Source organism: Streptomyces sp. NBC_01089, from assembly GCF_045162975.1.
Taxonomy (GTDB): domain Bacteria; phylum Actinomycetota; class Actinomycetes; order Streptomycetales; family Streptomycetaceae; genus Streptomyces.
Window position 1 is genome coordinate 4,855,936 of sequence record NZ_CP108660.1, and the last position, 25,881, is coordinate 4,881,816.

23 protein-coding genes and 1 pseudogene are annotated in these 25,881 nt (G+C 70.7%); 13 read left to right on the forward strand and 11 right to left on the reverse strand.

Annotated features, from left to right (window positions below; translation table 11 throughout):
* Positions 1-71 precede the first annotated feature (71 nt).
* A complete protein-coding gene (locus tag OG510_RS21845) occupies positions 72-635 on the forward strand; it encodes a TetR/AcrR family transcriptional regulator (RefSeq protein ID WP_406138925.1) in 564 nt (187 codons plus the stop codon).
* 105 nt (positions 636-740) lie between these two features.
* Here OG510_RS21845 and OG510_RS21850 read toward each other — a convergent pair whose 3' ends face one another.
* Positions 741-1,172, reverse strand: a complete 432-nt coding sequence (locus tag OG510_RS21850) for a hypothetical protein (protein ID WP_406138927.1) — start codon at positions 1,170-1,172, stop codon at positions 741-743.
* A 192-nt stretch (positions 1,173-1,364) separates the two neighbouring features.
* On the opposite strand from OG510_RS21850, the gene OG510_RS21855 reads away from it, so the two are divergent.
* The 5 genes from OG510_RS21855 (at position 1,365) to OG510_RS21875 (ending at position 6,333) form a co-directional block, all read left to right on the forward strand.
* On the forward strand, positions 1,365-2,489 hold the full coding sequence (locus OG510_RS21855; protein WP_406138929.1) for a PP2C family protein-serine/threonine phosphatase: 1,125 nt from the start codon (positions 1,365-1,367) through the stop codon (positions 2,487-2,489).
* A gap of 140 nt (positions 2,490-2,629) precedes the next feature.
* The gene (locus OG510_RS21860) at positions 2,630-3,376 is read left to right on the forward strand and encodes an ABC transporter ATP-binding protein (protein WP_406138931.1); all 747 of its coding nucleotides are present in this window, start codon (positions 2,630-2,632) and stop codon (positions 3,374-3,376) included.
* Entirely contained in the window at positions 3,373-4,626 is a 1,254-nt protein-coding gene (locus tag OG510_RS21865) for a hypothetical protein (protein WP_406138932.1), read from the forward strand. Before OG510_RS21860 ends, OG510_RS21865 begins: the two co-directional genes overlap by 4 nt.
* A complete protein-coding gene (locus OG510_RS21870) occupies positions 4,623-5,198 on the forward strand; it encodes a hypothetical protein (protein WP_406138934.1) in 576 nt (191 codons plus the stop codon). Before OG510_RS21865 ends, OG510_RS21870 begins: the two co-directional genes overlap by 4 nt.
* A 145-nt stretch (positions 5,199-5,343) precedes the next feature.
* Positions 5,344-6,333: an NAD(P)H-dependent glycerol-3-phosphate dehydrogenase gene (locus OG510_RS21875; RefSeq protein WP_406138935.1), complete on the forward strand. Its 990-nt coding sequence runs from the start codon at positions 5,344-5,346 to the stop codon at positions 6,331-6,333.
* Between the two features lie 41 nt (positions 6,334-6,374).
* On the opposite strand, the pseudogene OG510_RS21880 reads toward OG510_RS21875, so the two are convergent.
* Positions 6,375-6,581 (reverse strand): annotated as a pseudogene (locus OG510_RS21880) (nitronate monooxygenase); the annotation flags it as partial.
* 123 nt (positions 6,582-6,704) lie between these two features.
* Positions 6,705-7,481: an alpha/beta fold hydrolase gene (locus OG510_RS21885; RefSeq protein WP_406138936.1), complete on the reverse strand. Its 777-nt coding sequence runs from the start codon at positions 7,479-7,481 to the stop codon at positions 6,705-6,707.
* Positions 7,482-7,592: 111 nt separating this feature from the next.
* Here OG510_RS21885 and OG510_RS21890 point away from each other — a divergent pair, with 111 nt between their 5' ends.
* Both OG510_RS21890 and OG510_RS21895 read left to right on the forward strand, forming a co-directional pair.
* Positions 7,593-8,579 carry a helix-turn-helix domain-containing protein gene (locus OG510_RS21890; protein ID WP_406138937.1) on the forward strand — a complete coding sequence of 329 codons (987 nt, stop codon included), beginning with the start codon at positions 7,593-7,595 and terminating at the stop codon, positions 8,577-8,579.
* A gap of 131 nt (positions 8,580-8,710) precedes the next feature.
* On the forward strand, positions 8,711-9,706 hold the full coding sequence (locus OG510_RS21895) for a pentapeptide repeat-containing protein (RefSeq protein WP_406138938.1): 996 nt from the start codon (positions 8,711-8,713) through the stop codon (positions 9,704-9,706).
* Between the two features lie 130 nt (positions 9,707-9,836).
* Here the strand turns inward: OG510_RS21895 and OG510_RS21900 are convergent, their stop codons facing one another.
* Positions 9,837-10,496 (reverse strand): TetR/AcrR family transcriptional regulator, encoded by a 660-nt coding sequence (locus tag OG510_RS21900; RefSeq protein ID WP_406138940.1) that lies wholly within the window; start codon positions 10,494-10,496, stop codon positions 9,837-9,839.
* Between the two features lie 184 nt (positions 10,497-10,680).
* Here OG510_RS21900 and OG510_RS21905 point away from each other — a divergent pair, with 184 nt between their 5' ends.
* On the forward strand, positions 10,681-11,991 hold the full coding sequence (locus tag OG510_RS21905; RefSeq protein WP_406138941.1) for an alpha/beta hydrolase family protein: 1,311 nt from the start codon (positions 10,681-10,683) through the stop codon (positions 11,989-11,991).
* A gap of 63 nt (positions 11,992-12,054) precedes the next feature.
* Here OG510_RS21905 and OG510_RS21910 read toward each other — a convergent pair whose 3' ends face one another.
* Entirely contained in the window at positions 12,055-13,167 is a 1,113-nt protein-coding gene (locus OG510_RS21910; protein ID WP_164264814.1) for a citrate synthase 2, read from the reverse strand.
* A 278-nt stretch (positions 13,168-13,445) separates the two neighbouring features.
* Between OG510_RS21910 and pdxH the strand changes: the two genes are divergently transcribed.
* Positions 13,446-14,084, forward strand: a complete 639-nt coding sequence (gene pdxH, locus OG510_RS21915; RefSeq protein ID WP_406142478.1) for a pyridoxamine 5'-phosphate oxidase — start codon at positions 13,446-13,448, stop codon at positions 14,082-14,084.
* A gap of 319 nt (positions 14,085-14,403) precedes the next feature.
* On the opposite strand, the gene iscB is transcribed toward pdxH, so the two are convergent.
* Positions 14,404-15,681, reverse strand: coding sequence for an RNA-guided endonuclease IscB (gene iscB, locus OG510_RS21920; RefSeq protein WP_406142479.1), 1,278 nt, complete (start codon positions 15,679-15,681; stop codon positions 14,404-14,406).
* A 122-nt stretch (positions 15,682-15,803) separates the two neighbouring features.
* On the opposite strand from iscB, the gene OG510_RS21925 reads away from it, so the two are divergent.
* Positions 15,804-17,399 carry a PAS domain-containing protein gene (locus OG510_RS21925; RefSeq protein WP_406138942.1) on the forward strand — a complete coding sequence of 532 codons (1,596 nt, stop codon included), beginning with the start codon at positions 15,804-15,806 and terminating at the stop codon, positions 17,397-17,399.
* A 184-nt stretch (positions 17,400-17,583) separates the two neighbouring features.
* Here the strand turns inward: OG510_RS21925 and OG510_RS21930 are convergent, their stop codons facing one another.
* The gene (locus tag OG510_RS21930; RefSeq protein ID WP_406138943.1) at positions 17,584-18,987 is read right to left on the reverse strand and encodes a (2,3-dihydroxybenzoyl)adenylate synthase; all 1,404 of its coding nucleotides are present in this window, start codon (positions 18,985-18,987) and stop codon (positions 17,584-17,586) included.
* A gap of 162 nt (positions 18,988-19,149) precedes the next feature.
* Positions 19,150-19,920 (reverse strand): SIS domain-containing protein, encoded by a 771-nt coding sequence (locus OG510_RS21935; protein WP_406138944.1) that lies wholly within the window; start codon positions 19,918-19,920, stop codon positions 19,150-19,152.
* Positions 19,921-20,046: 126 nt separating this feature from the next.
* Here OG510_RS21935 and OG510_RS21940 point away from each other — a divergent pair, with 126 nt between their 5' ends.
* Together OG510_RS21940 and OG510_RS21945 are read left to right on the forward strand one after the other, a co-directional pair.
* Positions 20,047-20,739: a metal-dependent transcriptional regulator gene (locus OG510_RS21940; protein WP_164267262.1), complete on the forward strand. Its 693-nt coding sequence runs from the start codon at positions 20,047-20,049 to the stop codon at positions 20,737-20,739.
* A gap of 806 nt (positions 20,740-21,545) precedes the next feature.
* Positions 21,546-22,412 (forward strand): alpha/beta fold hydrolase, encoded by an 867-nt coding sequence (locus OG510_RS21945; protein WP_406138946.1) that lies wholly within the window; start codon positions 21,546-21,548, stop codon positions 22,410-22,412.
* A 165-nt stretch (positions 22,413-22,577) separates the two neighbouring features.
* Here the strand turns inward: OG510_RS21945 and OG510_RS21950 are convergent, their stop codons facing one another.
* From OG510_RS21950 to OG510_RS21960, 3 genes are all read right to left on the reverse strand, one after another.
* Entirely contained in the window at positions 22,578-24,218 is a 1,641-nt protein-coding gene (locus OG510_RS21950) for a transporter (protein WP_406138948.1), read from the reverse strand.
* Complete coding sequence (locus OG510_RS21955; protein WP_164267259.1) at positions 24,215-24,991, reverse strand: ABC transporter ATP-binding protein; 777 nt, start codon at positions 24,989-24,991, stop codon at positions 24,215-24,217. The genes OG510_RS21950 and OG510_RS21955 overlap by 4 nt, the downstream gene beginning before the upstream one ends.
* A gap of 95 nt (positions 24,992-25,086) precedes the next feature.
* Positions 25,087-25,755, reverse strand: coding sequence for a bifunctional DNA primase/polymerase (locus OG510_RS21960; protein WP_406138950.1), 669 nt, complete (start codon positions 25,753-25,755; stop codon positions 25,087-25,089).
* Positions 25,756-25,881: the final 126 nt, after the last annotated feature.

A 25,881-nucleotide genomic window follows, 5' to 3' on the forward strand; every position in this document is an offset into this window, starting at 1 on the left:
CGCGGGTCCGCGAAGGTGGTCCCGCGGCTCCGTGTGACCTGTCCTGAGGGGGGCGCGGATATCCTTCCCGCATGCCAACGGATGCCGGGAGGACCCTGCGCCGCGATGCCGCGCGCAATCGCGAGCAGCTGCTCGCGGCTGCCCGCCGGATGTTCGCCGAGCGCGGTCCCGACGTGCCGCTGGAGGACGTGGCGGGCGCCGCGGCGGTCAGCCGTACGACGCTGTACCGCCATTTCGCCTCACGCGAGGAGCTCGCGGCGACCGTCTTCGAGGACAACGTCACCCGGATCGAGGAGCGTGCCGCTGCCCTGCGGGACCACCCGCGGGGCGCCATGGAGCTGTTCGACTTCGTCCTGGACATGCTGGAACACGACCGCGGCCTCGTCCACGTACTGGCGGGCGCGGACATCGCCTGGTTCACCGGTCTCGCATCCCGCACCACGGACGCCTTTGCGGCGGTACTGGAACACGGCCGGGCGAGCGGCACCGTCCACCCGGGAGTGGTGGCCGATGACGTGCTGACGGCGATCCGGATGGCCGAGGCCGCGATGCCACCGGCCGACAGCCCGGAGTCCGGGCACCGGAGCCGCCGCGCACGCGTGATGCTGCACCGCACGCTGTTCACGGGCAGGTGAGCGAGGGCTGGGCCGGCAGCGGGCCCGCCCGCACCGGCGCGGCAGCGGATCTCTTCGCTGACGAGCGGCCGCAGACCGTTGCGGTCGAGGACCGCGCCGACGCTGCTAGACCTCGTAGTCCTGGGCCAGCTCGTCCCAGTGAATGATGCGGAGCGCGGGGTCGGCGTCCTCGCCCGACGGTACGGCCGGGGCGGGCTGGAACCAGACGACGGTGAGGGCGGAACGGTGCAGCACCGGATCGAGCCCGGCAGCGACCGCCACCGAGTGGAAGACACCGATGCAGGCCACGGAGGGCAGCACCTCGACAGGGCCGAGGGCGCGACCGGCCTGGTTCGGGTACTCACGGAAGGGCGGGACGAGGTGGACCGGCGCGGAGGGAGAGGCGCTGTCGGCCTCCCGCAGGAGGCCGCTGATCTTCATGTCGTTGATGGGCTTGCAGGGGTAGCCCTCCGGCATCCCGCCATAGGTCGAGGACATCCGCAGCTCGGTGAGCTCGATCGAGCGACCGGACGAGAGAACTATGTGGCTCAGCGACATCCCAACACCCTATGTGTGCCGCCCACTTCCCGGAGCGATCGGGGGTTGGACCTCATCGCGATCCCGGCACCGCCCCATCCGCGCAGGTCCCACTGACGCCGCCGGACCGGCGCCACGTCAGTACTTTCCGTACCTTCAGGACCCGCCGGTCCGGATCTGCGGGGCCGCCCCGGAGGGTGTACACCGGATGTCATGGGCCTGCGGCAGCCGTTCGCGTACCGTCTTTCTCCTCGGCAGACGGGTAACGCCATGGTGGCGCTGCCACTCGGCCTGATCGCGGCCATCGTCCTCACCGACGTACTGACGCCCAACAGCCGGCCGATGGGCCCCTCGCTGCTGGTCGTGGCGCCCGCGCTCGCCGCGTCCTTCGCCTCCACCCTCGTCACCGGGATGATCGCCGCCCTTGCGGTGGTGGGCATGCTCGTCATCGGCATGAACAGCCACCTGCTGGACACGCTGCAGTTCGAGCAGCAGGTCATCGCCCTGCTGGCGGTCTCGGCGCTCGTGACTCTCTTCCGCTATCTGCGGGAGCGGCGCGCCCGTGAGCTGGCACAGGTACGGATGGTGTCGGAGGCGACACAGCGAGTGGTGCTGCGGCCGCTGCCACGACGGATCGGCCCGCTGCGGGTGGCATCGATGTACATGGCGGCGCAGGAGCACGCCTCGATCGGCGGTGACCTGTACGCGGCCGTACGCACCCCGACAAGCACCCGGGTGATCATCGGCGATGTGAAGGGCAAGGGCCTGACCGCGATCGGCGACGCGGCCTTCCTGCTGGGTGCTTTCCGGGAGGCCGCGCACCGCCAGGCCACGCTGCCCGGCCTGATGGCCTACCTGGAGCACAGCGTGTCCTGGAACCTGACCGAGCCCATCGAAGCGGAGACGGCCGGGGAGTGCTTCATCACCGCGGCCGTCATCGACATCCCCGACGGGTCCCCCAGGGTGGAAATGGTCTCGTGCGGTCACCCGCCACCCCTGCTGCTGCACGAAGGGCAAGCGACCCTGCTGCCCGCCGTCCATCCCGCCCCACCACTGGGCCTGGGCGGGCTGACCCGCACTGTTTACCACGTCGACACCTTCACCATGGAGCCGGGAGATCTGCTTGTGCTGTACACCGACGGGGTCATCGAGGCCCGTAACGCCCGCGGTGCCTTCTACCCACTGACGGAACGGGCCGCCGTCTGGACGGACGAGACCCCCACGGCACTGATCCACACCCTGCAGACCGACCTGCTCGCTCACGTCGGCGGCCGCCTGGACGACGACGCCGCCGTGGTCGCTCTCCAGCGCGACCTCCTCGAAAGCGGACTGCAATAGGGCAAATGCGGGGGAAGTCCGCACTCGGTGAATTTCAACGGTCTGTTGACGTGGGTCTGATCGCGTGTGTAATTTTTGGTCACTATTCCTTCACGGGAAGCGTACGGTTCATACCCGCGGTCCCTTGAAAGACGTACTCCATGCCACTGCACTACCAGTCCTGCACCTTTCGTTACGGTCGCAGTTCACGTCCGGTTCTTGACCGGCTGGACATCGTGTTCTCGCCCGGCCATACCGTCCTCCTCGGTCCCAACGGCGCGGGCAAGAGCACCCTTCTCACCCTCGGTGCCGGTGCTGCGCTGCCGCAATCGGGAAGTGTCCTGTACGGAAGGCTGGACTCGGCCGGCCGCAAACAGTCGCGGTCCTATCGAGGCAAGATTTCCTGGTTGCCGCAGCATCCAGGGTTTCTCCCCGGGCTGACATGCAGGGAGCAGGTCGCCTATGTGGGATGGCTGAAGGGTATGCGGGAAAGCGCGGCGTGGAATGCGGCTCCAGAGGCGATAGAACGAGTCGGCCTCACCGAAAAAATCAACACCAAGGTAAAAAACCTGTCCGGTGGTCAGCGGCAACGGATCGCTATTGCCCAGGCGCTCGTTCATGATGCTGAGCTCTTGCTTCTCGACGAGCCGACCGTTGGGCTCGATCCACACCAGCGTCGCCGGTTTCTCGACTTGCTGATTTCGCTGCGCGGAAGTGTCCACGTAATCGTCTCCACCCACGATATCGGCGACCTCGACGAGGCTTTCGATGAGGTAGTGGTATTTGAGGCAGGGAAACCGAGGTTCCGGGGTACCGTTGAGGAATTCGCCGGTCAGGCGGCCCCGGATTGTGCGGCCGGGCGACGCCTGGAGAGTGCCTACGCGTCGCTCCTGGAGGCGGCCGAATGATTACCTGGGCGAATCTCCGCGCCTCGGCGGCACCCTGGCTGGCCCTCCCCATCCTGATATACACCTACCTGTATATCGACGACGTCACGTTTACTGCACCTTCGAGATATGGCGTTCAGTCCGGTGAAACGGCTGCATACGCCGTCGCCATCATCGCCCCGGCGATAGCTGCGGCTGCTGCGTGGGAGGCGGGCCGGCACCGGCGGCTCGGCGCGTTGCGGTTCACCGGCCGACGCAGTGCACTACCGCGGTTCCTGCGCGCTGTGTCCCCGGTCCTGATGCTGCTGGTGGTACTCGTCGCAGCGGCGTTGATGATGGCTCACCATGCGGTGGGCGTGATGCCCAGCGGAACCGGCTGGCTCGCTGTGGCGCACCTGGTCGTTATTTCCCTGGGCTGGCTGGTCATCGGCTGGTGTCTTGGCTGCGTTCTGCCCAGGAGTGTCGCGGCGCCCGCTGCCGGTATCGGCTGCTGGGCGTGGCTGTCCGTTCCACAGGCGACGTCCAACGCCTGGATACGTCACCTGGGTGGATTCATCGACGGGCAGTCGAGTGTCACCGACCTGATCTCCCCAGCTGTCTATCTGGTGCCATGGGGAGTGGCCGCCGGCCTGGCCCTCGCCTTCTGGCTCCTGGCCCGTAGACGCCGACGCGCCGTGGCGGTTGTCCTGGCCTTGGCCGTGGCAACAGTCACCTTCATCGCCGGTCGTGCCGCCGTGATCGACTGGGGCTACGGCACTCCGACGCACCTTCGTGTCGCAGCTCCGTACTGCACCGGAAAGGCTCCGAGGATCTGTGTACCGCCGGAATACGGGCCGTACGCACAGCAGTTGCGCCAAGACGCCCTGGCTCCCGTCGAGCGGCTGAAGGATGCCGGCATAGCCGCCCCGGACGAACTGCGTATCGCCTCGGCGCAGGACCCGCTCAGATCGGGTATCTGGCCGTTGTACTGGTCTCTGCCTCCGCGTGGCGCCCACCCGGACGCTGCCGACTTCAACGCGAACTTTGCGGAATCGGCGGTCACCGGAACAGCCGCCCACGCGGGGGTCGGAGTCTGCGAACAGCCGGGATCCCTTCCCGCCGCATGGGCAGCTCTGGTGGTCGGGCTCAAGGAGAAGGACGTAGGGGAGGCACTGACTCCCCAGGACCGGGCGACGCTCCGAAGTGTCCGGCGACTTCCTGCTGGAGACCAACTCGCCTGGTTCACCCGTGCGTCCGTGAGCCTGAAGCACTGCGGCAAGGTTCGCTCGTGAAACGTTATGCGATCACCGTGCGCCGCTGGTGGGCCGTCCCCGCGGCGCTGGCCGTGCTCATTCTCATCTGCTCAGCGATCGGGACGAGCACAGTACCCGTCCCGAGCCTCACCAGAGGGGCGGGAGGCGCTCAACTCGCCTACTTCACACCTGTCCTTGTCGTCATCGCCGTCATGTACTGCCTGGAACGGCGACTGCATGAAGTGGAGACCACGGCGGTCCTGCCGGTTCGCCGGCTCGATCAAGGAGCCGTCATCCTCACTGTGGCACTTGCACACGTGGCCGGACTCCTGGTGGGCATGGACATCGCCCGCAATGTCACTGTCCTTCTCGGCGTCGCGCTCCTCGTACGCCGGATGGCCAACGAAGCCACGGCAGCGGGAGCAGGGCTGATGTTTCTCGTCCTCAACATCATCCTCGGCCGCGCCATTGGGCCCAACGGCCATTCAACACATGCCTGGTGGGCGATCGTGCTCTATCCGTCCGGCAATATGCCCGCTTGGCTGCTGGCGGTGGCCCTGTTCGCGCTGGCTCTCCCGTCGGCATTTCCACGGACGTCGGTTTCCCGCTGACGCCGGCGGTGGTCGAGTCACTGAACGGTCTGCGCGAACTCACCGATCTCGACCAGTGCGCCTGCCGGTGTTCCGCAGATGGCCGGGGCCGGTGCGGCGATACGATGCAGCGGCCCCGGCCGCCACCCCGACGAGAGGCCCCGCAGTGAGCCACCGCCGTAGTGCCCGTGCGGCGGTGTTCTCGGCCGGTTCCTGGGGAACCGCCGTCGCCAAGATCCTGGCTGACGCCGGTACCAGCGTCATCGTGCATGCCCGCCGCACCGAGATCGCCGACGCGATCAACACCAGCCACCACAACCCCGGTTACTTTCCCGATATCGAGCTGCCCACCGCCCTGACGGCCACGACCGACCCGGCGGCGGCCCTGGACCGCGCGGACTACCTCGTACTGTCCATCCCCGCGCAGTCCCTGCGGCTCAACCTCACGGCGTGGACCCCGTACATCGGCCCCGACACCGTGATCGTGTCGCTGATGAAGGGCATCGAACTGGGCAGTGGAGAACGGGCAAGCCGGATCATCACCGAGGTGACCGGCGTGAGCGCGGAGCGGGTCGCGGTGCTGTCCGGGCCGAACCTGGCTCGCGAGATCATGGATGGCCGGCCCGCTGCCGCCACTGTCGCCTGCCTCGACGAGGACGCGGCCCGCCGCTTCCAGCAGGCTTGCCACACGCCGTACTTCCGGCCGTACACCAGCACCGACGTGACCGGGTGCGAGCTGGGCGGCGCGATGAAGAACGTCATCGCCCTCGCGGTCGGTATCGCCTCGGGCATGGGCCTGGGCGACAACGCCGCAGCTGTTCTCATCACGCGCGGGCTGGCGGAGACCACCCGGCTGGCTGTGGCCATGGGCGCCCACCCGGCCACTCTCGCCGGTCTGGCCGGCCTCGGTGACCTGGTGGCCACGTGCACCTCCCCGCTGTCGCGCAACCGCACCTTCGGCAACCACCTCGGCAGGGGACTGAGCGTCGAGGAGGCGACGACCGCCACCCGGCAGACCACCGAGGGCGTCAAATCCGCCGGAGCGATCCTCGCCCTGGCCCACGCGCACGGCGTCGAGATGCCGATCACGGAAGTGATCTCCGCCCTGCTGAACGAGGGGGTCACCCTCGACGAGGCCATGGCCACGCTGGCCTGATCGATGGCCTGGGGGCCGATGGCCCAGGTCAGGAAACCGACCCCCCACGGTTTGTCCGTCGACTCCGCGACGAGGGACAACTCCCGCTCCAGCCAGTCGGGTTCACCCCGGCCTCCGCCGACCATGCCGAGCCCACCGGCGTTCGAGACAGCCGCGGCCAGGGCTCCGCCGACGATCCCGCCCATGGGCGCGCAGACGACCGGGTGCCGCACGGGGAGCAGTTCGGTGAATGCGGTGCTGAAGGTCATGAACTCAGCATGCTCCGGGGGCGCTTCGGACGCACGCACCCCCTCCGGGGGAGAGGGAGAGGGAGAGGGAGAGGGAGAGGGAGAGCGAGCGGGGGAGCGGGCCGCCGTGGTGCGCGCGGGCGGTCAGGCAACTGGTGCGAAGGCTGCGATCGCGTCGGCCAGGTCGGCCGGTGCTTCCAGCGGTATCAGGTGGCCCGTGCCCGGGATCACCATGAAGTCGGCTTCGGCGAGGTAGGGAACCAGGTTGTCGAGGAGCACGTCGGCGGGCTCGACGCGGTCGTTCTCCCCGGCGATGACGAGCGCGGGGACGCCGATCAGGCGGGTGTGTTCCGTGATGTCCTCCGCGATGCCGCGCAGCGGCCACTCCGCGCGGGCGGCGTCGGCACCGGCACGCGAATCCGCCACGATCTGCGACATGACCGATACGGGCAGCTCGGTCGCGGTGAGGACGTTGTCCCGTACGGCGGCGACGGATGCGTCGGAGTCGTACGCGTGGGACAGGCGTTGCCGGTACGCGGGAGTGATCTGCGCGGCGGGCTTCGCCGGACCGGGCCCGACGAGGACGATCCCGCGCAGTCCGGCGGGCCGGGCCGCCGCGATCAGCTGCGCGACCTTGCCGCCCATGGAATGCCCGACGAGGACGTAGTCGGTGACGCCCGCGTCGGCGATGACGGCGAGTGTGTCGTCCGCGAGCCGGTGGAGTGTGTAGGGGCCGGGCAGATTGCTTGATCGGCTCCACCCGCGGAAGTCGGCGGTGAGTACGTCGCGCCCCGCGAGGCGGCCGACGACGAGGTCCCACGTACGGGCGGAACCACCCCAGTAGTGCAGGAACACCAGGGTCGGTCCGGTTCCCGGCCGATGGTCGTAAGTGGGCAGAGGTGACTGCTGGGCCGTACTCATCGCAACTCCTCGGTTCGGTGGTACACGGCGGATCATCCATGGCGATTGAATCTCCGCAGCCCCTCCCGGCGCATCGGCGCGGCTGGTCGGCCGATCGTGGAAACTGGACACATGACTGCGACCGAGACCGAGACCGAGACCGAGACTGCGGGCGTGGCCGGGACCGGGACTGCGGCCGGGATCCGGCAGATGACGTACCAGCCCGTCGGCGGTGCCGGTGCCGGTGCCGGTGCCGCTGCCGGTGACGCCGGTGCCGCCGCCGTGGAGACGATGACGTTCGGCTGCCTTCGCGAGCTGAACGACGGCGGCACCCAACGAGCCGACTTCCACGTCCTCGCCCTCGTTGATGCCGGGCACGGATCGGTCACCGTGGACTTCCGCCGACACCCGCTCGGGGAGCGGTCCGCGGTGTGGGTCGCTCCTGGTGCGGTGCACCGTTGGGATGACATCGCCGAAGTGACGGGGCACGTGGTGCTGTTCGTCCCGACCGCGCCCGTCACCCGCGCCACCCGGGAGCTCGTCGCATCCCCCGACCTGGTCGCGCGGTGGCGCATCCCCGACGCGGACTGGCCGTTCGTGGACGCCGCGCGCAACCATCTGCTCCTCGAAGCGTCCGCCCCGCCCGGAGAGACGCCGGCGGCGAAGGAGCTGCCCGACATCCTGCTGTCCGCGCTCATCGCCCGGCTGCGGCCACCGCACGGCGGGACGGGGGCGGCGCATGGGTCGGCGAGTGGGCCGACGGCGTACAGGGCGGCGAATCCGGTCTTCCGGCAGTTCCGGGCCTGCGTCGAAGCGCACTTCCGGGAACATCACGACGCCGGCTACTACGCCCAGGCGCTGGGCTACGCGCCCCGCACCCTCTCCCGAGCGGTGCAGCAGGCCACCGGCCGCACGGCGAAGGCGTACATCGTCGACCGGCTCGTCCTGGAAGCCAAACGACTCCTCGCGCACGACCGCCTCACCGCGGCCAACTGCGCCGGCACACTCGGCTTCCCCGACGCGTCCAACTTCTCGGTGTTCTTCCGGAAGGCGACAGGCAGCCGCCCGGGCGCGTGGCAGGCAGGCGCACGGCAGCCGGGCAGATGTCCGGACAGCTAGGCGTTCCCTGCCCCGGTGCGGTGAGATAGCGCCCTATGGGGCATCAGCAGGTGAGGCGAGCGCGGCGAGTGCGACGAGCGTGGCGGGGGCTGGCGGGTCTGTTCCGTCGCCATGGGGTCGCTGTCGGGCTGGTGGGAGGGGCGGTTGCTGTCCTCGGGGCCATCGTTCTGCTGCTGGGGCCGGTCTCGTCCCTGCTCGCGGGCGATACGGTCCGGGGTCTCCACGGCAAGGAACAGGCAGACGCGCTGAACGCGGTCCGCCAGACGGTGCTGGCCGCCGTGGGAGGAGCGTCCGTACTGCTCGGGCTGGGATACACCGCCCGGGGCTACCGTCTCTCCCGGCGCGGGCAGGTGACCGACCGGTTCAGCGTGGCCATCGGGCAGTTGGCCTCCGACAAGCTCGAAGAACGGCTCGGAGGCGTGTACGGACTGGAGCACGTGATGGCCGAGTCACCCCAGGACCACGCCACGGTGCTCGGCGTTCTGTCGGTCTTCGTCCGCGAGAACGCCCGGACGGCTCCCCGCCCGGAACCCGTCGGCCCGGACGCTCGTGGGCCGCAACGCCCTGTTCCGGCTTGGGGGACCGAACCGCCCGCCGACATCAGGGCGGCCGTGGAGGTACTGGCCCGGCGACCGGACCGGGAGGAGGCCCGCCGGATAGATCTCCGCTCCACCGAACTGGCCGGGCTGCTCCTGCGTACCTTCGAGTTCGATGAACCACCTCGGCTCTCCCGGGCGTTCTTGACCTGGGCGAATCTGAGCCGTGCCGATCTGCGGGGCATCGATCTGAGCGAAGCGATCGTCAACGGCGCCGACCTGCGCAAGGCAAAGCTCGCCTGGGCCCGCCTCGATGGCGCGGGTCTCGTACGGGCCGATCTGCGGGGCGCGCACCTCTCCGATACGCGGCTGTTCGGCGCGGACCTCAGCGGGGCGGACCTCAGGGACACCGAGTCCCTGACCGCCCGGCAGCTGGCCGGTGCTGTGATCGACGAAGCGACCCTGCTGCCGCCGGCTCTCGCACATGACCCATGGGTGATGGCGCGCCTCGCGGCCTGCCGGGAGTGGCGCGACCAGCGGGGCGTGTTTGAGCCGCCGCCACCCACGGCTGCTGTTCACCGTGGTGGGTGAGGGGGTGAGGGGGTGAGGGGGTGAGGGGGTGAGGGGGTGAGGGGATTCCCGTGACCACGGTGACCACCGTCTCTACCGTCGGTGCGCGGCCTGAGCGGTAGCAGGTTCGCCGCCGTTGGGGCCCCGCGCCCTACCGGGCGCCGCCGAGTGTGAGGTCCACGAGGCCGTCGAGGTCGTGGGCCGGATCGCAGTAGCCGAAGATCGCCCGGAGGTACAGGGGCGCGAGGAAGTGATCGAACACGGTGGTCAGTTCGGGGACGGCCTCCCCGCGGCCGGCCGCGCGGTCGAGTGCCTGTTGCACCACCATGGCGCGGGCCGAGAGGAAGTCGGTGAGCTGACGGTCCTGGCCGTCCCCGCCGTCCCCGCCCTCGCCGCGGCCGTCGTTCGGGCCGTCGCCCCGGCCCCGGCCCTGGCTCTGCCCCGCGGAGCTGTCGGTGCGCACCGCGAGGACCGTACGCAGCAGAGCGAGCCCGTCCGGCCGGGAGACGTCGTTCACGATGGCGGCCGCCCACGCCCGCAGGTCCCCCCGGAGTGAACCGGTGTCAGGGATCGGGGACTTCTCGTTCAGCTGCGCCACGGAGACAGCGACATCGAGCACCAGATTGTCGAGGGTTCCCCACCGCCGGTAGAGCGTCGCTTCGTGCACCCCTGCGCGCTCGGCCACGTCGCGGCCGGTGAAGCCGTCCCTGCCGCGCTCGGCGATCAGGTCGCGGACGGCCTCGTGCACGGCCTGTCCTACGCGGGCCGTGCGCCCGCCGGGGCGTTTGCGGGGGGCTGGGTTCTGAGCCATGACACCACCGTACCGCAGCAAATGCGTGAGCACTTGCGTTAAGGGGTGGTGGCTCCTATGGTCGCTATAGCGAGTGGACACGCATTAAAGAGTGTCGGCGCGCCGGTGCCTGACGCGTCGGCGCGCCAGGCGTCAGCGCGTCGACGCGCTCAAGGAACGAGCAACGAGCAGCGAGGAGCTCTCCATGAAGCAGCTGATGTTCCCCGACCACCCCACCTACTGGTTCGAGACGGTCCGTTCGATGAGCCACATCGCTTACGGCGGCGCCGACTTCGGCGAGGTGCTCGCCACCGCCGAACAGATCACCCCAGGCGACCCCGACAGCTGGCACGACGCCTGGCGGGCCACCGCCGACCGGCTCTTCGACGATGCCGAACGGGCCCTGGCGGGCGGCCACCGGATCAGCGCCCGCGACAGCTACCTGCGGGCGTGGAACTACTACCGGAACGCCGAGTTCTTCCTGCACGGCGATCCCCACGACCCGCGCATCCTCGACAACTACGACCGCGCGACAGGGGCGTTCGGCCAGTACGCCGCCCTGGCCGGCCCCCACGTACTGCGCCCGGTGCGGATCCCGTTCGAACAGGCCGAACTGCCCGGCTACTTCTACCCCAGCCCGCTGCCCGGCCGCCGCCCGCTCCTGCTGATGCACAGCGGCTTCGACGGCAGCGCCGAAGAACTGCACGTCCAGGGCGCGCTCGCCGCCCAGGAGCGCGGCTACCACGTACTGACCTTCGACGGCCCGGGCCAGCCCGGCACCCGCCACCACCATGGCCTGCTGTTCCGGCCGGACTGGGAGACGGTCGTGGGCGCGGCCATCGACCGGGCGCTGACCGTCGCGGACGTCGACCCGCAGCGCATCGCCCTGCTCGGAGTGAGCCTCGGCGGGCAACTGTGTCTGCGCGCGGCCGCGTTCGAGCCACGCCTCGCCGCCGTGATCGCGGTCGACGGCATCTACGACTTCGGCGCCGCGATCACCTCACCGTTCGGCGAGAGCGAAGGCGAAGGTGACAGCGAAGGCGAAGGTGACAGCGGCGAAGTCGCGGCGGACGCGGACACCGTCGGCGCCAGGCTCCGGGCGGACTCCGCCCCGGACATCGACGCAGCCCTGGAGCAGGCCGCCGAGGCGAGCGACACCGTACGGTGGGCCCTCGCCCACGGCCAGTACGTCATGGGCGGCGACACCCCACGCGGCTTCCTCGCCCGCACCCTCGACTACCACCTGCGCGACGGCATCGCCGAGTCCATCACCTGCCCGGTGCTGGTCTGCGAAGCCGAGAACGACCTCTTCTTCGCCGGACAGCCCGAGCAGGTCTACGCGCACCTGACCGCCGAGGACAAGACCCTGATGACGTTCACCGAAGCCGAGGGCGCCGACGCACACTGCCACGCCGGCGCCCAGCGGTACGCCGTCGCCCGCATCCACGAGTGGCTCGACGAGCGGCTCCACCCCGAGCGGGAGGGCGCCCCCGCAGCCCAGCCGCTCAGCGGGTGACGCATCGACTGGTGACGCGTCGGCCGGTGACGCCGCCGCATCAACACCCGTGACGCCGTCACATCAGCCCGTGATGCTGTCGTACCCCTCGATGTCGCGGGGGTTACGCGTCCCAGGACCCACATAGGTCGCCGACGGCCGCACCAGTCGTCCCGTCCGCTTCTGCTCCAGGATGTGCGCGCTCCAGCCCGCCGTACGGGCACACGTGAACATCGACGTGAACATATGGGCCGGAACCTCCGCGAAGTCCAGCACGATCGCTGCCCAGAACTCCACGTTCGTGGCCAGCACCCGGTCGGGGCGCCTGGCGTGCAGCTCCTCCAGAGCCGCCTTCTCCAGGGCCTCCGCCACCTCGAAGCGCGGGGCGGCCAGCTCCCTGGCCGTACGGCGCAGCACCCGGGCCCGCGGGTCCTCCGCGCGGTAGACGCGGTGGCCGAAGCCCATCAGCCGCTCACCCTGGTCGAGCGCCCGCTTCACGTACGCGCTCGCGTCGCCCGTCCGCTCGATCTCCTCGATCATCCCGAGGACCCGGGACGGCGCACCGCCGTGCAGCGGCCCGGACATCGCACCGACCGCGCCCGACAGCGCCGCGGCGACATCCGCGCCGGTCGACGCGATGACCCGGGCGGTGAACGTGGAGGCGTTCATGCCGTGTTCGGCCGCCGACGTCCAGTAGGCGTCAACCGCCTTGACGTGCTTGGGGTCCGGCTCACCGCGCCAGCGGATCATGAAGCGCTCGACCACCGACTCCGCCTTGTCGATCTCGCTCTGCGGAACCATCGGACTGCCCTGTCCGCGCGCCGACTGGGCGACGTACGAGAGAGCCATCACCGCCGCACGCGCCAGATCGTCGCGTGCGGTGCGCTCATCGATGTCGAGCAGCGGTTTCAGACCCCAGACCGGTGCGAGCATCGCCAGGGCGGACTGCACATCGACCCGGATGTCCCCGGAGTGCACCGGGATCGGGAACGGCTCGGCGGGCGGCAGCCCGGGGTTGAACGCGCCGTCGACCAGCAGGCCCCAGACATTCCCGAAGGAGACCTGACCGACCAGATCCTCGATGTCGACGCCGCGGTACCGCAGGGCGCCGCCCTCCTTGTCCGGTTCGGCGATCTCGGTCTCGAATGCGACGACTCCTTCGAGTCCGGGTACGAAAGCGGCTGCGGCGTCGGACATCGGGCGGCTCCTCGTGATGCGTTTTCGTCGGTCGGTTCGGCGGTTCGGGTTCGTCTTCCTGGTCGGTGCGCACGTCGGCTGTCATGTCCGCGTGCGGAGGCACGAGTCTGACGGCTCCCGCCGGTGCGGGGAAGCGTGACATCCGGCACACATCCCCTTTGCGGCAGGATGGCCCCGTGCCGAACTCTGACCCGAACCGCGACCCGAACCGCGATCCGAACCGCGATCCGAACCCTGGTCCGCCTCCGGGGACGACCCCCGGCCTGAACCCCGCGGTGATGCGCGAGCAGTACCGTTCCGCCGTCCTCGCGGAGGCGGACCTCGCGGCCGCGCCGATGGACCAGTTCGCCCGCTGGTTCGCCGACGCCGTCGCGGGCGGCCTGCACGAACCGAACGCGATGATCGTCTCGACCGCGACCCCGCAGGGCAGCCCCTCCGCCCGGACGGTGCTGCTCAAGCACTTCGACGCGGACGGCTTCGTCTTCTACACCAACTACGGCTCCCGCAAGGGCCGCGAACTGGCCGCGAACCCCCAGGTCTCACTGCTCTTCCCCTGGCACCGGATCGCCCGCCAGATCATGGTCACCGGCACGGCCGCCCGTATCACCCGCGAGGAGACCGAGGCGTACTTCCGCACCCGCCCGCACGGCTCACAACTCGGCGCATGGGCGAGCGCCCAGTCGTCGGTGATCGCCTCACGGGAGGAACTGACGAGCCGTTACGAGGAATTGGCGGCCCGCTACCCGGAGGGCACCGAGGTACCGGTACCGGAGAACTGGGGCGGCTACCGGGTGACCCCCGGCACAGCGGAATTCTGGCAGGGCCACGAGAACCGGCTGCACGACCGGCTGCGCTATGTGAGCGCCGGGAACGGGGAGCCCGCATCCGGGTGGCGCGTGGAGCGGCTCTGCCCGTGAGGGACGGGTGGGGATGCGACGGGGACGCGGGTGGAGTGCCCGGGCGCGGCTGAGAAACGGGCCCGCGCCCGGCAGCGGCCCGGACGTGAACGCGGAAACCCGCTGGAGAAACGCAGAAACCCGCGGGCTCTGGTCCCTCCTTGCGGAGGAGCCGGCCGGACTTACCGGCGAGCCCGCGGGTCGGTGACTGCTTGGGATTTCGGCCGGCGGTCTGCCGGCACTGCACAGAGTGCGACGACGGGCCGTCAGCCCGCAGCCACCTCGCAAGTCCGAGAAGAAATCACTTCCGGAACACCTCCTTTCGAGCGTGCTGTCGACTTTAGGAGCCCCTCCGGCCCGGATCAACCGAATTAACGGCCGCATATCGGGTGTCACCTACAGCCTCATGGGCGAGCCGGATCTCACCCTTGGTGGACCAGGCGTAACCGTCGCCTCTCTGCAGAAGGCGAAGGTGTCTGTGCGAGACGCTGAAACCGGCCGTCGGAGCGTTGAGGCGGTGCTGCCCACTGGCACGAACGGCGATACGTCCGACCCATGCGCCCTCCCACCTGCCGCTCGGAACCACCGCTCGCACGAGGTCGCCGGATGCGTAGCCGTGATGGCGTTTGGTACGGGTTCTGCGCAGGCGGGGGAAACCGAAACGGTCCGGAGTGGTGCGGGCGTACGTTCCGCGCCCCATTGCCCTGACGACCTGCACGGACGTCGGCACGCGCACAATCGTGTCTCCCCTCTCGTGGTCGAGGCAGCCGACGGCGAGTGCGTCGAGAGTGTGGCTCTTGGGCAGCCCTACGGCTGTGCGGTTCCACTTGGTACGGCCGCCCGACCAGGCATGCACAGGACCGAGTCGGCTGAGAGCGTCGGTGAGCTGCAGGCGGGTGGTGTTCATGGCGGCCGCGTCCCGCAGAGGCGCCTCGGCTCTGCCTCTGATGAGGGTCAGAAGGTCCGGTCTGTCCGCGAGGAAGACCTCCACCGGGTGGGCGCCCTTGGCCTGATTGCAGCTGACGCAGGCCAGAGTCAGATTTGAGATGCGGCTGGACCCGCCGTCGCTGCGTGGACGGATGTGGTCGATGTTCAGTGGCACACCAGTCGCTCCGCAGTACGCGCATGCCCGCGACCATGCGGCAAGCAGGTATTCGCGGATCTCGGTACCGGCGAGAGTGCCGCGTCGATACTCGGCTCCGGTGAGCGGCCTGCCCACGCTCATGGCATGAGTATCGAAAGCGACTTGTTCGATGTCGGTATCGATGACGGGGGCGAGTCGGCGCAGCCTGCGCACGACCGACAGGGGCGTGTCCACCCGGTGGCGCAGAGAGGGGGCGAGCCAGCCTCGCGGGCGGGTTCGATTGTTGTAGCGAGGTGCCCGATGGCGGAGGTTCTTTGAACGCCGTCTGCGGCGATAGCCGGCCCGCTTCTGCAGGTTCCTGCGGATCTGCTCGCCCCGGTGCCGGAGTTCGAGAGTGATCAACCCTCGCCGTACCGTGATGGGTTTCCCGCTCGTGCGAGTGGTCTCCGCGGAAATCCCGGACAGGGCACCGGATGCCCCGGCGCGACCAGGCTCCCGGAGGGGGGCGGCCAGAACCTGATGTCCCGGCCGGATGGAGTTGCTGTCCGGAACTTATTTCCCAAAGTCGGGTGTGGGCTGCATCACGTTCGCGTTGAATGATCCGACGTGCGGTACATGCAGTACATGCGGCGGACGCGTTCTGTTGGGGGTGCCGGATGAGTGGTTCCCGGATCGAGGCAGCCAGTGCGCTGGGGCCCGATGAGCCCGAGCCCGGTGGGCAGTCGGGGGCAGGTGGGACTCCTGGGCCCGGTGTTCCGGCCGGTGCTTGTGACGGCACCGCGGACTCCGGCGATTCCGGTGCTCCGGGTGGCCCTGGCTCCGATCTGCTGGCTGCGCTGCTGGACGGGATGGACGCCGCGCTCTGCGCGTTCGACGCGGACGGTGTGGTCACGCACTGGAACCGTGAGGCCGAGCGCATCCTCGGCTGGCCCGCCGACGAAGCCGTCGGCCGGGCCGGTTTCGCGGGGTGGGCGGTGCGGTCGTCCGACGCCGACGACGTACAGGGCCGGCTCATGGCGGCGATGCACGGCCCGGGGCGCCAGGTGCACGAGTTCGCGCTGCTGCGCAAGGACGGCGGGCGGGTGCTCGTACGGACTCAATCCTCCGGGGTGCACGGACCTGACGGCACACCGGCCGGGGTGTACTGCGCGTTCAGCGAGGTCCACGCGCAGATCGATCTGGAACGGGCGATCGCCCTCAGCGAGGCCATGTTCGACGACGCGCCCTGGGGGGTCGTCCTGGTCGATGTCGATCTGCGGCCGACCGTCGTGAACGCCCATGCCGCGCGGGCCCTCTCGACGGGGCGCAGCACGCTGCTCGGGCGCCCGCTGGGCGACCTGATCGTGCAGGGCGCCGAGGAGCTGGAGGGCGCACTCCAGCACGTACTGGCCGAAGGGGCGCTTCCCGCGCCCGCCGAGATGTGGGTGACGCTGCGGACCGCTGAGGGTGAGCGACGGCGCTGCTGGCGCAGCGGGTTCGTGCGGCTGGCATCGCCGCTCGCGGAGGAGCCCGTTCCGCTCGGGGTGGGCTGGCTCTTCCGTGACATCACCGCGGCCCGGGAGGCCGAGCAGGAGGCGAACCAGCTGCGCTTCCGCGGCAATCAGCTGCACCGCGCCTCGCGGGCGGCCGCGGAGTGCGAGGACCCGATGGAGGCGGCGACGTCGTATCTGGACTTCGCGCTGGCCGGGTTCGCGGACCACGCGCTGATCGACATATCCGCCGACGCGCTGACTTCCGATGCGCTGACTTCCGGCGCTCTGTCTTCCGGCGCTCTGTCTTCCGGCGCCCTGTCGTCCGGTCTCTCCGTCGGGGAGCCTCCGGCCGCGCGGCTCGTGCGGGTGGCCGAGACGCCGTCAGGTGGTGGTTCCGGGCCGTGTCTGCCGGTGGCGGGCGCCGCTCTGCCGGTGAGTTACCGTGCCGGTCATCCGGCGCTCCAGGCGGTGGCCAGGACCGGGGCGGTACGGACCAGCGCGGCGGCCTCGCGTCGGTCGGCGCCGACGGACGGACCGGCCGGGGACGCGGCGGAGGCGTGGGCGGCGGAGCGGCGGTGGCCGCCGGGTACGGTGCACGCGCTGTGCGTGGTGCTGCGGAGCCGGGGGAGGACGCTGGGGGTCGTGACGTTCCTGCGCGGGGCGAGCCGACGCGCCTTCGAGAGGCCGGACGCGGTGTACGCGGAGAGCGTCGCCTTACGGGTGGCTTCCGCGATCGATCTGGCCCTGGCGCTGGGGGCGGGCGCCGGCGCGGGAGCCTGAGGGATCTGATCCGGCCCCACCCGATCCGGCCCGGTCCGGTCCGGCCCGGTCCGCCCGGCTTGATCCGGTGTGCCCCGTCCTGGCCCGGACCGATCCGGTGTGCCCCTGGCCTGGCCTGGTCCGGCCCCGCCCGTCCCGCCCGATCCGGTGCGGCCTGAACGCCGCCCCTGCCCCCGCTCGGCGGCTACTCCCGGGACGGCTCCTTCTCCTGGACGATGAGGTTGCCGTGTGCGTCCAGGCGGGCCAGTTCGCCCGTGCGGTGGAAGCCGTCTTCGGTGAAGGCGCCGGCGTTGTGAGCGTCCGCCTTGTAGTAGCCGCGGAAGGTGTAGGGGCCGCGGGCCAGCAGTTCCCCGGTCTGCCCGGGGCGGGCGGGCGCGTCGATGCGGATCTCGTCGGCGGGCGACACCGGCCGCCCCCGCGTACCCAGGACGGTGTTCTCCGCGTCATCGAGGCGGGTGGCGGACAGCACCCCTTCGGCCCTCTCGTACACCTGCTGCAACCGGCAGCCGAACCCGGGCGGCAGCCGTTCAGCCGACGCACGGTGCAGCGGTGCGCCTCCGGTCTGCATCACCCGCAGACTGGACAGGTCCTCCGCCGCGGTGGGCAGCGCGTCCAGCCACTGCGCGGCGATGTCCGGCGCCACGGACGTGAACGTCACGCGTTCCCTTTCGACGGCGCGGAACGCCTCCGCGGGATCCGGGTCCTCGATCAGGACGACGGTCCCTCCGACGGCGAGCGTGCCGACGATGCCGGGACAGCCGAAGGCGAAGTTGGACTCCGCGGGCAGAACCGCCAGATACACATCCTCCCGGGAGAGCCCGAGGAGTTCGCCGGCGGCGCGGGCCTGGTACGCGTAGTCGTCATGGGTACGCGGTATCAGCCCGGGCCATGCGGCCGTCCCGGCGGACACCGGCCCGCTGGACGACGAAGAGCCGGACACCGGTGCGCCGGACGGCGAAGAGCCGGACACCGGTGCGCCGGACAGAAGGAAGAAGGCCACCGAACCGGCGTCGAGCGAGGGGTCGGGCTCCGGCGGGGCGTCGATGGAGCTCAGCGGGAAGGACAGGCACCCGTCCGACGACACGGAGAATCCGCCGGTCTGCGGACCGGGTCCGGACCAGGTGAAGACGCGTCGCAAAAAGGGGAATTCGTCCGATATCCGGGCCGCCATCCCGGCGTGGTCGAAACCACCGTAGGAAGTGGGACCGGCATAGCCGACAGCCTTGGTCGTACGGACGAGACTCCGGATCTCGGCAGCACGGTGGGTGACAGGGGCGAACACCGGAATCGCCCCGGTGCGGAACAGCGCGAACACCGTGATGACGAAGTCGGGCACATTCGGCAGCTGCACCACCACCCGGTTCCCCGGACGGATGCCTCGCAGCCGGAGACCGGCGGCCATGCGGTCCACCCGCCGGTTCAGCCGCGCGTACGTCATGCGGCTCTCCCCGTGCACCAGGGCGGTCCGTGAGCCGTGTTCCCGCGCCCAGTCCCGCAGCAGGCCGCCGAGCGTACGGCCCTGCCAGTACCCGGCCCGCCGGTAGCGTGCCGCTTCCTCGCCGGGCCAGGGGGTGAAGCCGTCGAGCATGGTCCTGTCCTCCTGCGGGCGCGGATGCGGTGATCCCGACGCGGGCGGACACATCGGTCTCGGCGCGAACCTATGGCCGGACCGTGGTGCACTCAATGGGAGTTCCGGTTGATATGTGCGCAACTCGGCTGGACGAAAGCACAGTTACCGCCGCGGGTTCCCTCAGTGCTGGTAGAAGATCCGGTCGCTGTACTCGGCCAGCACCCGCCGGTTCCACTCGTGCCCGCCGTCGACGTTGCCCGAGCGCAGCAGCGGGGGCTCGATGCCCCGCTGGGCCAGTTCGCCCGCGGCGGAGGCCATCATCGCCTGCATCAGGGCGCTCGTGACGACGGTCGACGCCGGGGCGAAGGGGGCTTCGACGCCCTCGGCGGTCAGCTCCGCGTCGCCCACCGCGATCCGGCTGTCCAGCACGATGTCGCAGTGGTCCTTGAGGTACGTACCTGAGGAGTGCCGCGACGCCGTCTGCTGCGTGTACGCCACGGATGTCACGCCGATGACCTTCAGGCCCAGTGCGCGGGCGCTCATCGCCATCTCCACGGGCAGTGCGTTGCGTCCGGAGAGCGAGATGATCACGAGGACGTCGCCTGCCGCCGCCGGGCCGGCTTCGAGCACGGCGCTCGCGAGACCGGTGACCCGCTCCAGGGCCGAGCCGAGGGTGGCCGGCCTGACGTCGACGCCGAGGGTGCCGGGAACGCCGAGCAGATTCATCAGGGCGAGGCCGCCCGCACGGTAGACCACGTCCTGGGCGGCGAGTGAGGAGTGGCCCGCGCCGAAGGCGAAGAGGCGGCCGCCCGCCTGCACGGTGTCGGCTATCGCGGAACCGGCCGCCGTCACGCTCGGTGACTCCTCGTCCCGTACGCGCCGCAGCAGGTCGATCGCGGCGTCGAAGAACTCGCCGGCGAGGCCGCTGTTCCCGCTGTTCTCGCTGCTCATGCGCATCACGGTGCGGTCCGTACCACGGCAGTGTCAATACCGCCCCGGTCCTGCGCGGGCCGGTTGTCGGAGGTATGCGTCAGAATTGGATGAGGGCCATAGCGGTAGCGGAACATAGGGGCACGTATGAGTGGGCTGATCGACACTACGGAGATGTACCTCCGCACCATCCTCGAGCTGGAGGAGGAGGGTGTGGTGCCCATGCGCGCCCGCATCGCGGAGCGGCTCGACCAGAGCGGCCCCACGGTGAGCCAGACCGTGGCGCGCATGGAGCGTGACGGCCTGGTGGCCGTCGCGAGCGACCGGCATCTGGAGCTGACGGAGGAGGGCCGCAGGCTGGCGACGCGCGTGATGCGCAAGCACCGCCTCGCCGAGTGTCTCCTCGTCGACGTGATCGGCCTGGAGTGGGAGCAGGTCCACGCCGAGGCGTGCCGCTGGGAGCATGTGATGAGCGAGGCGGTGGAGCGGCGGGTCCTTGAGCTGCTGCGTCACCCCACGGAGTCGCCGTACGGGAATCCGATCCCGGGCCTTGAGGAGCTGGGCGAGAAGGCCGAGGCGGATCCCTTCCTCGACGAGGGCCTGCTCAGCCTGGCCGAGCTCGACCCGGGGCCGGACGGGAAGAATGTGGTGGTGCGCCGGATCGGTGAGCCGATCCAGACCGATGCCCAGCTGATGTACACGCTGCGTCGCGCGGGGGTGCAGCCCGGCTCGGTGGTGAGTGTCACGGAGTCGGCCGGCGGGGTCCTGGTGGGCAGCGGCGGAGAGGCCGCCGAGCTCAACCCCGAGGTGGCTTCGCACGTCTTTGTCGCCAAGCAGTAGGAAAGCGGTGGCTCGGCGGCTGCGCAGCGGTAGCGCGAGAAGCGGCGCGAGCTGTGTATAGACGCGAGCTGTATGCAGACGTGGAGCTGTATCGAGACGCGAGCTGTGTCGAGAGCAGTGGAGCAGGGGCAGGGGTCCGTCCGGTACTGGCCGGGCGGGCGGTGGTGGCCGGTCCGCGCAATGGTGCGGGAACCGCCCCGGCCGCCCGCAAGCCGTGCGAGGCTGGCGCCTGTGACCTGACGACGGTGCCGGTCCGGCGCGATGCGACCCCATGTGGTCCGCCCATCCGGCAGGGAGGGAGCGGTGCATGCGTCCGTCATGGCCTCACCGGGTCTCGAACCCGGCCGCGTACTTGACCTCGTACTCGGCCTCGGCCTCGTGCCGACCTGGAGCCCCGATCTCGTCCCGGGTCCCGATCTGGGACCAGGTCTCGGATCACGTCTCGGATCACGTCTCGGGTCGGTTCGCCGGCCCGGTCCCGGACGGCGAGGGCCCCGGCGCTCGTGAGCGCCGGGGCCTGACCTCCCCCGCACCGACCTGGAGCCCCGAGCTCTCAAGGTCGGTCTGGCCGGACCCTCATCCCCGAGTGGTCCGCCCCCCGCACCAAATCTCCCCCGGGCAGCAACCCTCAATCCTTGGGCGTTGTCACTCGAAGGTGGGGTGTTGAGCAAGGGAACCGCATTTTCGAATGCGAGTTCGATAGCCTGTGTGAATCAGCTCCGTGAATCAGCTACGGATCCATCCTGAGCGGCCTGCCGCAGGTGCGGGACCGACCACCCGGGGGACTGAAGGGGGTGCCTGAACATATGGTGCAGCGCATCGACGTGACCGGACCCGATGGCGTACGCCTCGCTGCCTGGGAGTTCGCCGACCCGCCCAAGGAGGCCGAGGGGGACGCCGGGCATGCTCCCGGTGTCTTATTGCTGCACGGCCTGATGGGCCGCGCCTCGCACTGGGCCTCCACCGCCCGCTGGCTCTCCGGGCGCCACCGCGCGGTCGCCCTCGACCAGCGGGGCCACGGCCGCAGCGACAAGCCGGCCGACGGCCCGTACACCCGGGACGCCTATGTGGCCGACGCCGAGGCCGCGATCATCCAGCTGGGGCTCGCGCCCGTCACCCTCATCGGCCACTCGATGGGCGCCCTCACCGCCTGGCAGCTCGCGGCCAAGCGGCCCGACCTGGTCCGGGCCGTGGTCATCTGCGACATGCGGGCCTCCGCCCTGGGGATAGCCTCCCAGCGCGAATGGGAGGACTGGTTCATGTCCTGGCCCGTCCCCTTCGCGACGCTCGCCGACGTACGGAAGTGGTTCGGCGAGGACGACCCGTGGGTGGAGCGCCCCAATCCGTCCCGCGGTGAGTTCTTCGCCGAGGTGATGGCGGAGAGCGCCGACGGCTGGCGGCCGGTCTTCTCCCGCCGCCAGATGCTGAAGTCCCGCGAGACCTGGGTCTTCGACGCGCACTGGGAGGAGCTGGCCCAGGTGCAGTGCCCGGCGCTGGTGGTCCGCGGACTGGACGGCGAGCTGGGCCGCGCGGAGTCGCAGGAGATGGTCCGGGTGCTGCCCAGGGGGGAGTACGCGGAAGTGGCCGACGCGGCGCATCTGGTCCACTACGACCAGCCCGAGGCATGGCGCGCGGCGATAGAACCGTTCCTGGACGCGGTGGTCGCCCCGTAGGCCCTGACCCAGCGGGACGGACTCGGGGTGGTGGCCGCCCACAGCGGCAGGGCCCACCCCGCGAGCCCCACCCGCACCACCGACCCCGCGCGCGGTGCCACCAACCCCGCGCCACCAACCCTGCGCCACCAACCCCGCGCCACCCCACCACAGCAGGGCACCGCCTCACCCCTTGCTGACCGCCAGGAGGATCTCCGGCAGGCGGCCGGCCGCCTGGGGCGCGGCCGCCCGCAGTCCCGCCCAGGCCGTCCCCGCCCCGTACACCGCGCCCAGCGGCAGCAGGATCCACAGATACGGCTCGTTGCCCGTGACGTGCAGGGCGATCAGCAGGGCGATCACCGGTGAGCAGAGCAGGGCGGCCGAGACCATGCCGCCGAAGATCGAGATCCAGGCGAGCCCCGCCTGCCCCGGGGCGACGTTCTTGTGGGCGTTGTCCTGCGGGATCGAGTACGGGAAGCGCGCCGAGGTCACGGCGCCCGTCCCCAGCATCGCGCCGAGCAGCGCGAAGGCCAGCCCCATCGCCTCGGGCAGCGCGCCCCAGTCGCCGAGCAGCCCGGCCGTGACCACCGTGACCAGCGCGGTGTACGGGACGGTGACCAGCGCGAGCGCCAGCGCGCGCGACCGCAGTTCGGCGAAGGCGTCCCGGGGCGACGCGATGGTCTGCGCGACCATCCAGAACGCCGAGGTGTCCTGGCCGAACTGGTTGTACATCTGGATGCCCAGCATCCCCGCCGCGAAGCACGAGAAGTAGATGGAGCCGCTGCCCTGCACCGCGTTGAGCAGCGGCACGATCAGCCCGATCGCGAGCGAGGCGATCCACGCGGCCTTGGTCTTCGGGTCGCGCCAGATGTAGCGCAGGGTGCGGAGCATCACCGTGCCCGTACGCCCCTCGGGCAGCAGCCGTGAGAAGCCGCCCGCCGACTCCTTGCGGCTCGCTCCGGCCGCCGCGAGCGTCGAGCCGTCCGGCGAGGTCATCAGCCGGACCAGGGTGCGCCGCCAGACGCGGAGCATGATCACCAGGAAGGCCGCGGTGATGGCGAGTTGGGCCACGGCCGTTCCGTACGACCCGGCGCTCGCCGAGCCGACCGCGCCGATCGCGGAGGACGGCGGCAGCCACCGCACCACGTCCCCGGTCGGGTCGAGCGCGGCGAGACCGCCCGCCCTGCTGAGCCGCTGGGCACCGAAGTTGACCGCCTGGATGCCGATCGCGATCACCAGGCCGCTCAGTACGGCGAGATCGCGGCCCTTGCGCGAGGTGAGCAGCCGGACGTTGGCCGCGGCCACCGCCCGGGCCAGCGCCACACAGACCAGCACGGTCAGCGGTACGGCGATGACGGCGGTCACCGCGGCCGCCGCGTTCGTCGCCACGGCGAAGGCGGCGCCGACCGCGAGACAGAGCGTGAACAGCGGCCCGATGCCCACCAGTGAGGCGGCGAGCAGGGCCCGTACCAGCGGCTCGGGCCGCAGCGGCAGCATCACCAGACGGCTCGGGTCCAGCGTCTCGTCCCCGCTGGGGAAGAACAGCGGCATCGCGGCCCACCCGATCGCGAGGACGAGCGCGAGGATGACGGTCAGGGTGCCGGCGTGCGCGTGGCCGTGCAGCAGGACCAGGCCGAGCAGCAGCAGCGCGGCGAAGAACAGGGCGGCGGCGACGGACGCGATGTACGCGGCCTTGCGGCCCGACGACTGGCGCAGTCCGTTGCGGAGCAGGGAGAGCTTCAGCCGGATGACGACGGAGGTGAGCGACGCCGGGGCCGGTGAGGTGCCGGAGGCGCTCGGGGCTGCCGCTGCGGCCGGTGCGGTCATCGCGGGCCACCGCCCAGCCAGTCGAGGCTCTCCCCGGCGTTCCTGCCCTGCGCGCCGACCAGTTCGAGGAACGCCTCCTGGAGGGACGGCGCGCTCCCGCGTACTTCGGCCAGCGGGCCCTGGGCGCGGATCCGGCCGCCCGCCATCACCGCCACCCAGTCGCAGAGCGACTCGACCAGCTCCATCACATGGCTGGAGAAGACGACCGTCGCCCCGGAGCGGGTGTAGCGCTCCAGGACACCGCGGATCGTCTGCGCGGACACCGGGTCGACGCCTTCGAAGGGCTCGTCGAGGAAGAGCACTTCGGGGTTGTGCAGCAGCGCCGCGGCCAGCCCGATCTTCTTCCGCATCCCGGTCGAGTAGTCGACGACGAGCTTGTGCTGGGAGCCCGCCAGGTCGAGTACGTCCAGCAGCTGGGTGGCCCGTTTGTCGACCTCGGGGCCGGGCAGCCCGCGCAGCCGCCCGCTGTACGCGAGGAGTTCACGCCCCGAGAGGCGTTCGAACAGCCGCAGGCCCTCGGGCAGGACGCCGATGCGTGACTTGACCGCGACGGGGTCCTGCCAGACGTCGTGGCCTGCCACGGAGACCGTGCCCTGGTCGGGCCTGAGCAGGCCCGTCACCATGGAGAGTGTGGTGGTCTTGCCCGCGCCGTTGGGGCCGACCAGACCGATGAACTGGCCTGCGGGCAGGTCGAGATCGATCCCGGCGACCGCGATCTGCTCCCCGAACCGCTTCCACAGTCCTTTTACCCGTACGGCTGCCTGGTCCTGCATGGTGCAGCGCCTTTCGGAGTCCCAGCTTTTGCGACCACCCTACGGTCGGCCGCCACCGGACCGGGGCCCTGCCGTCTCCGCCCCTCTCCCTCCCGCTACCCGCGGCCGTCCCGCGCCTCCTGGCCGCAGGCGTACGCGAGGGGCCCGGCCAGCTCCTCCCCGTCGGGCAGCCAGCGGTTGACGGCCGTCGGCCGCCGGGCCCACTGCACCGCACCGGCGGACCCGACCCGGGTGGGCGGCGCGGGGACGTAGCCGCCCTCGCCGCGCACCGCCAGATCGATCGCGGACGGCGTCCACCCCAGCCTCCGTACCAGACCGGGCACCTTGGCCCCGGCGCCCGGCAGGACGAAGAAGAGCATCCGGCGGTCGGGTGTGCGGGCCACCGGGCCGAGCGTCACATCCATCCGCTCCATCCTGGCCAGCGCCAGGAAGCCCGCGGTCTCGGGGACGTCGACGGCGTCGAAGGTCCGCCCGGTCGGCAGCAGGACCGAGGCCCGCGGCTCGCCGGACCACAGGGCGCGGGCGGCGACGGCGCTGCCGGTGGCCTCCGCCGCCCAGTCGGGGCGCGTGGGGTGTGCGCCGGGCGCGGAGCACGCGGTGTCGCCGCAGGAGCACCGCTCGACGCCCGCCACCGCCTCCAGCCAGGTGCCGGGAAGCACGTCCCAGTGCCGCTCCTCCGCGTACCGTACGGCGCTGTCCAGCAGCGGTTCTGTGCGCTGCCTGGGGATCGGTGCGGCCTGCGTGCCCGTGGTGGTCTCTTTCACGAACAGCTCAACTCCCGCCGTCACCTGGGGTTACGGGGTCAACGGGCGGGGCAGAGCAGCGGTTTGACGGCATGTGGGGCGCATGGAGGCATGGGCGGGGGCGCGCAGGCGAATGCACCCCCCGGA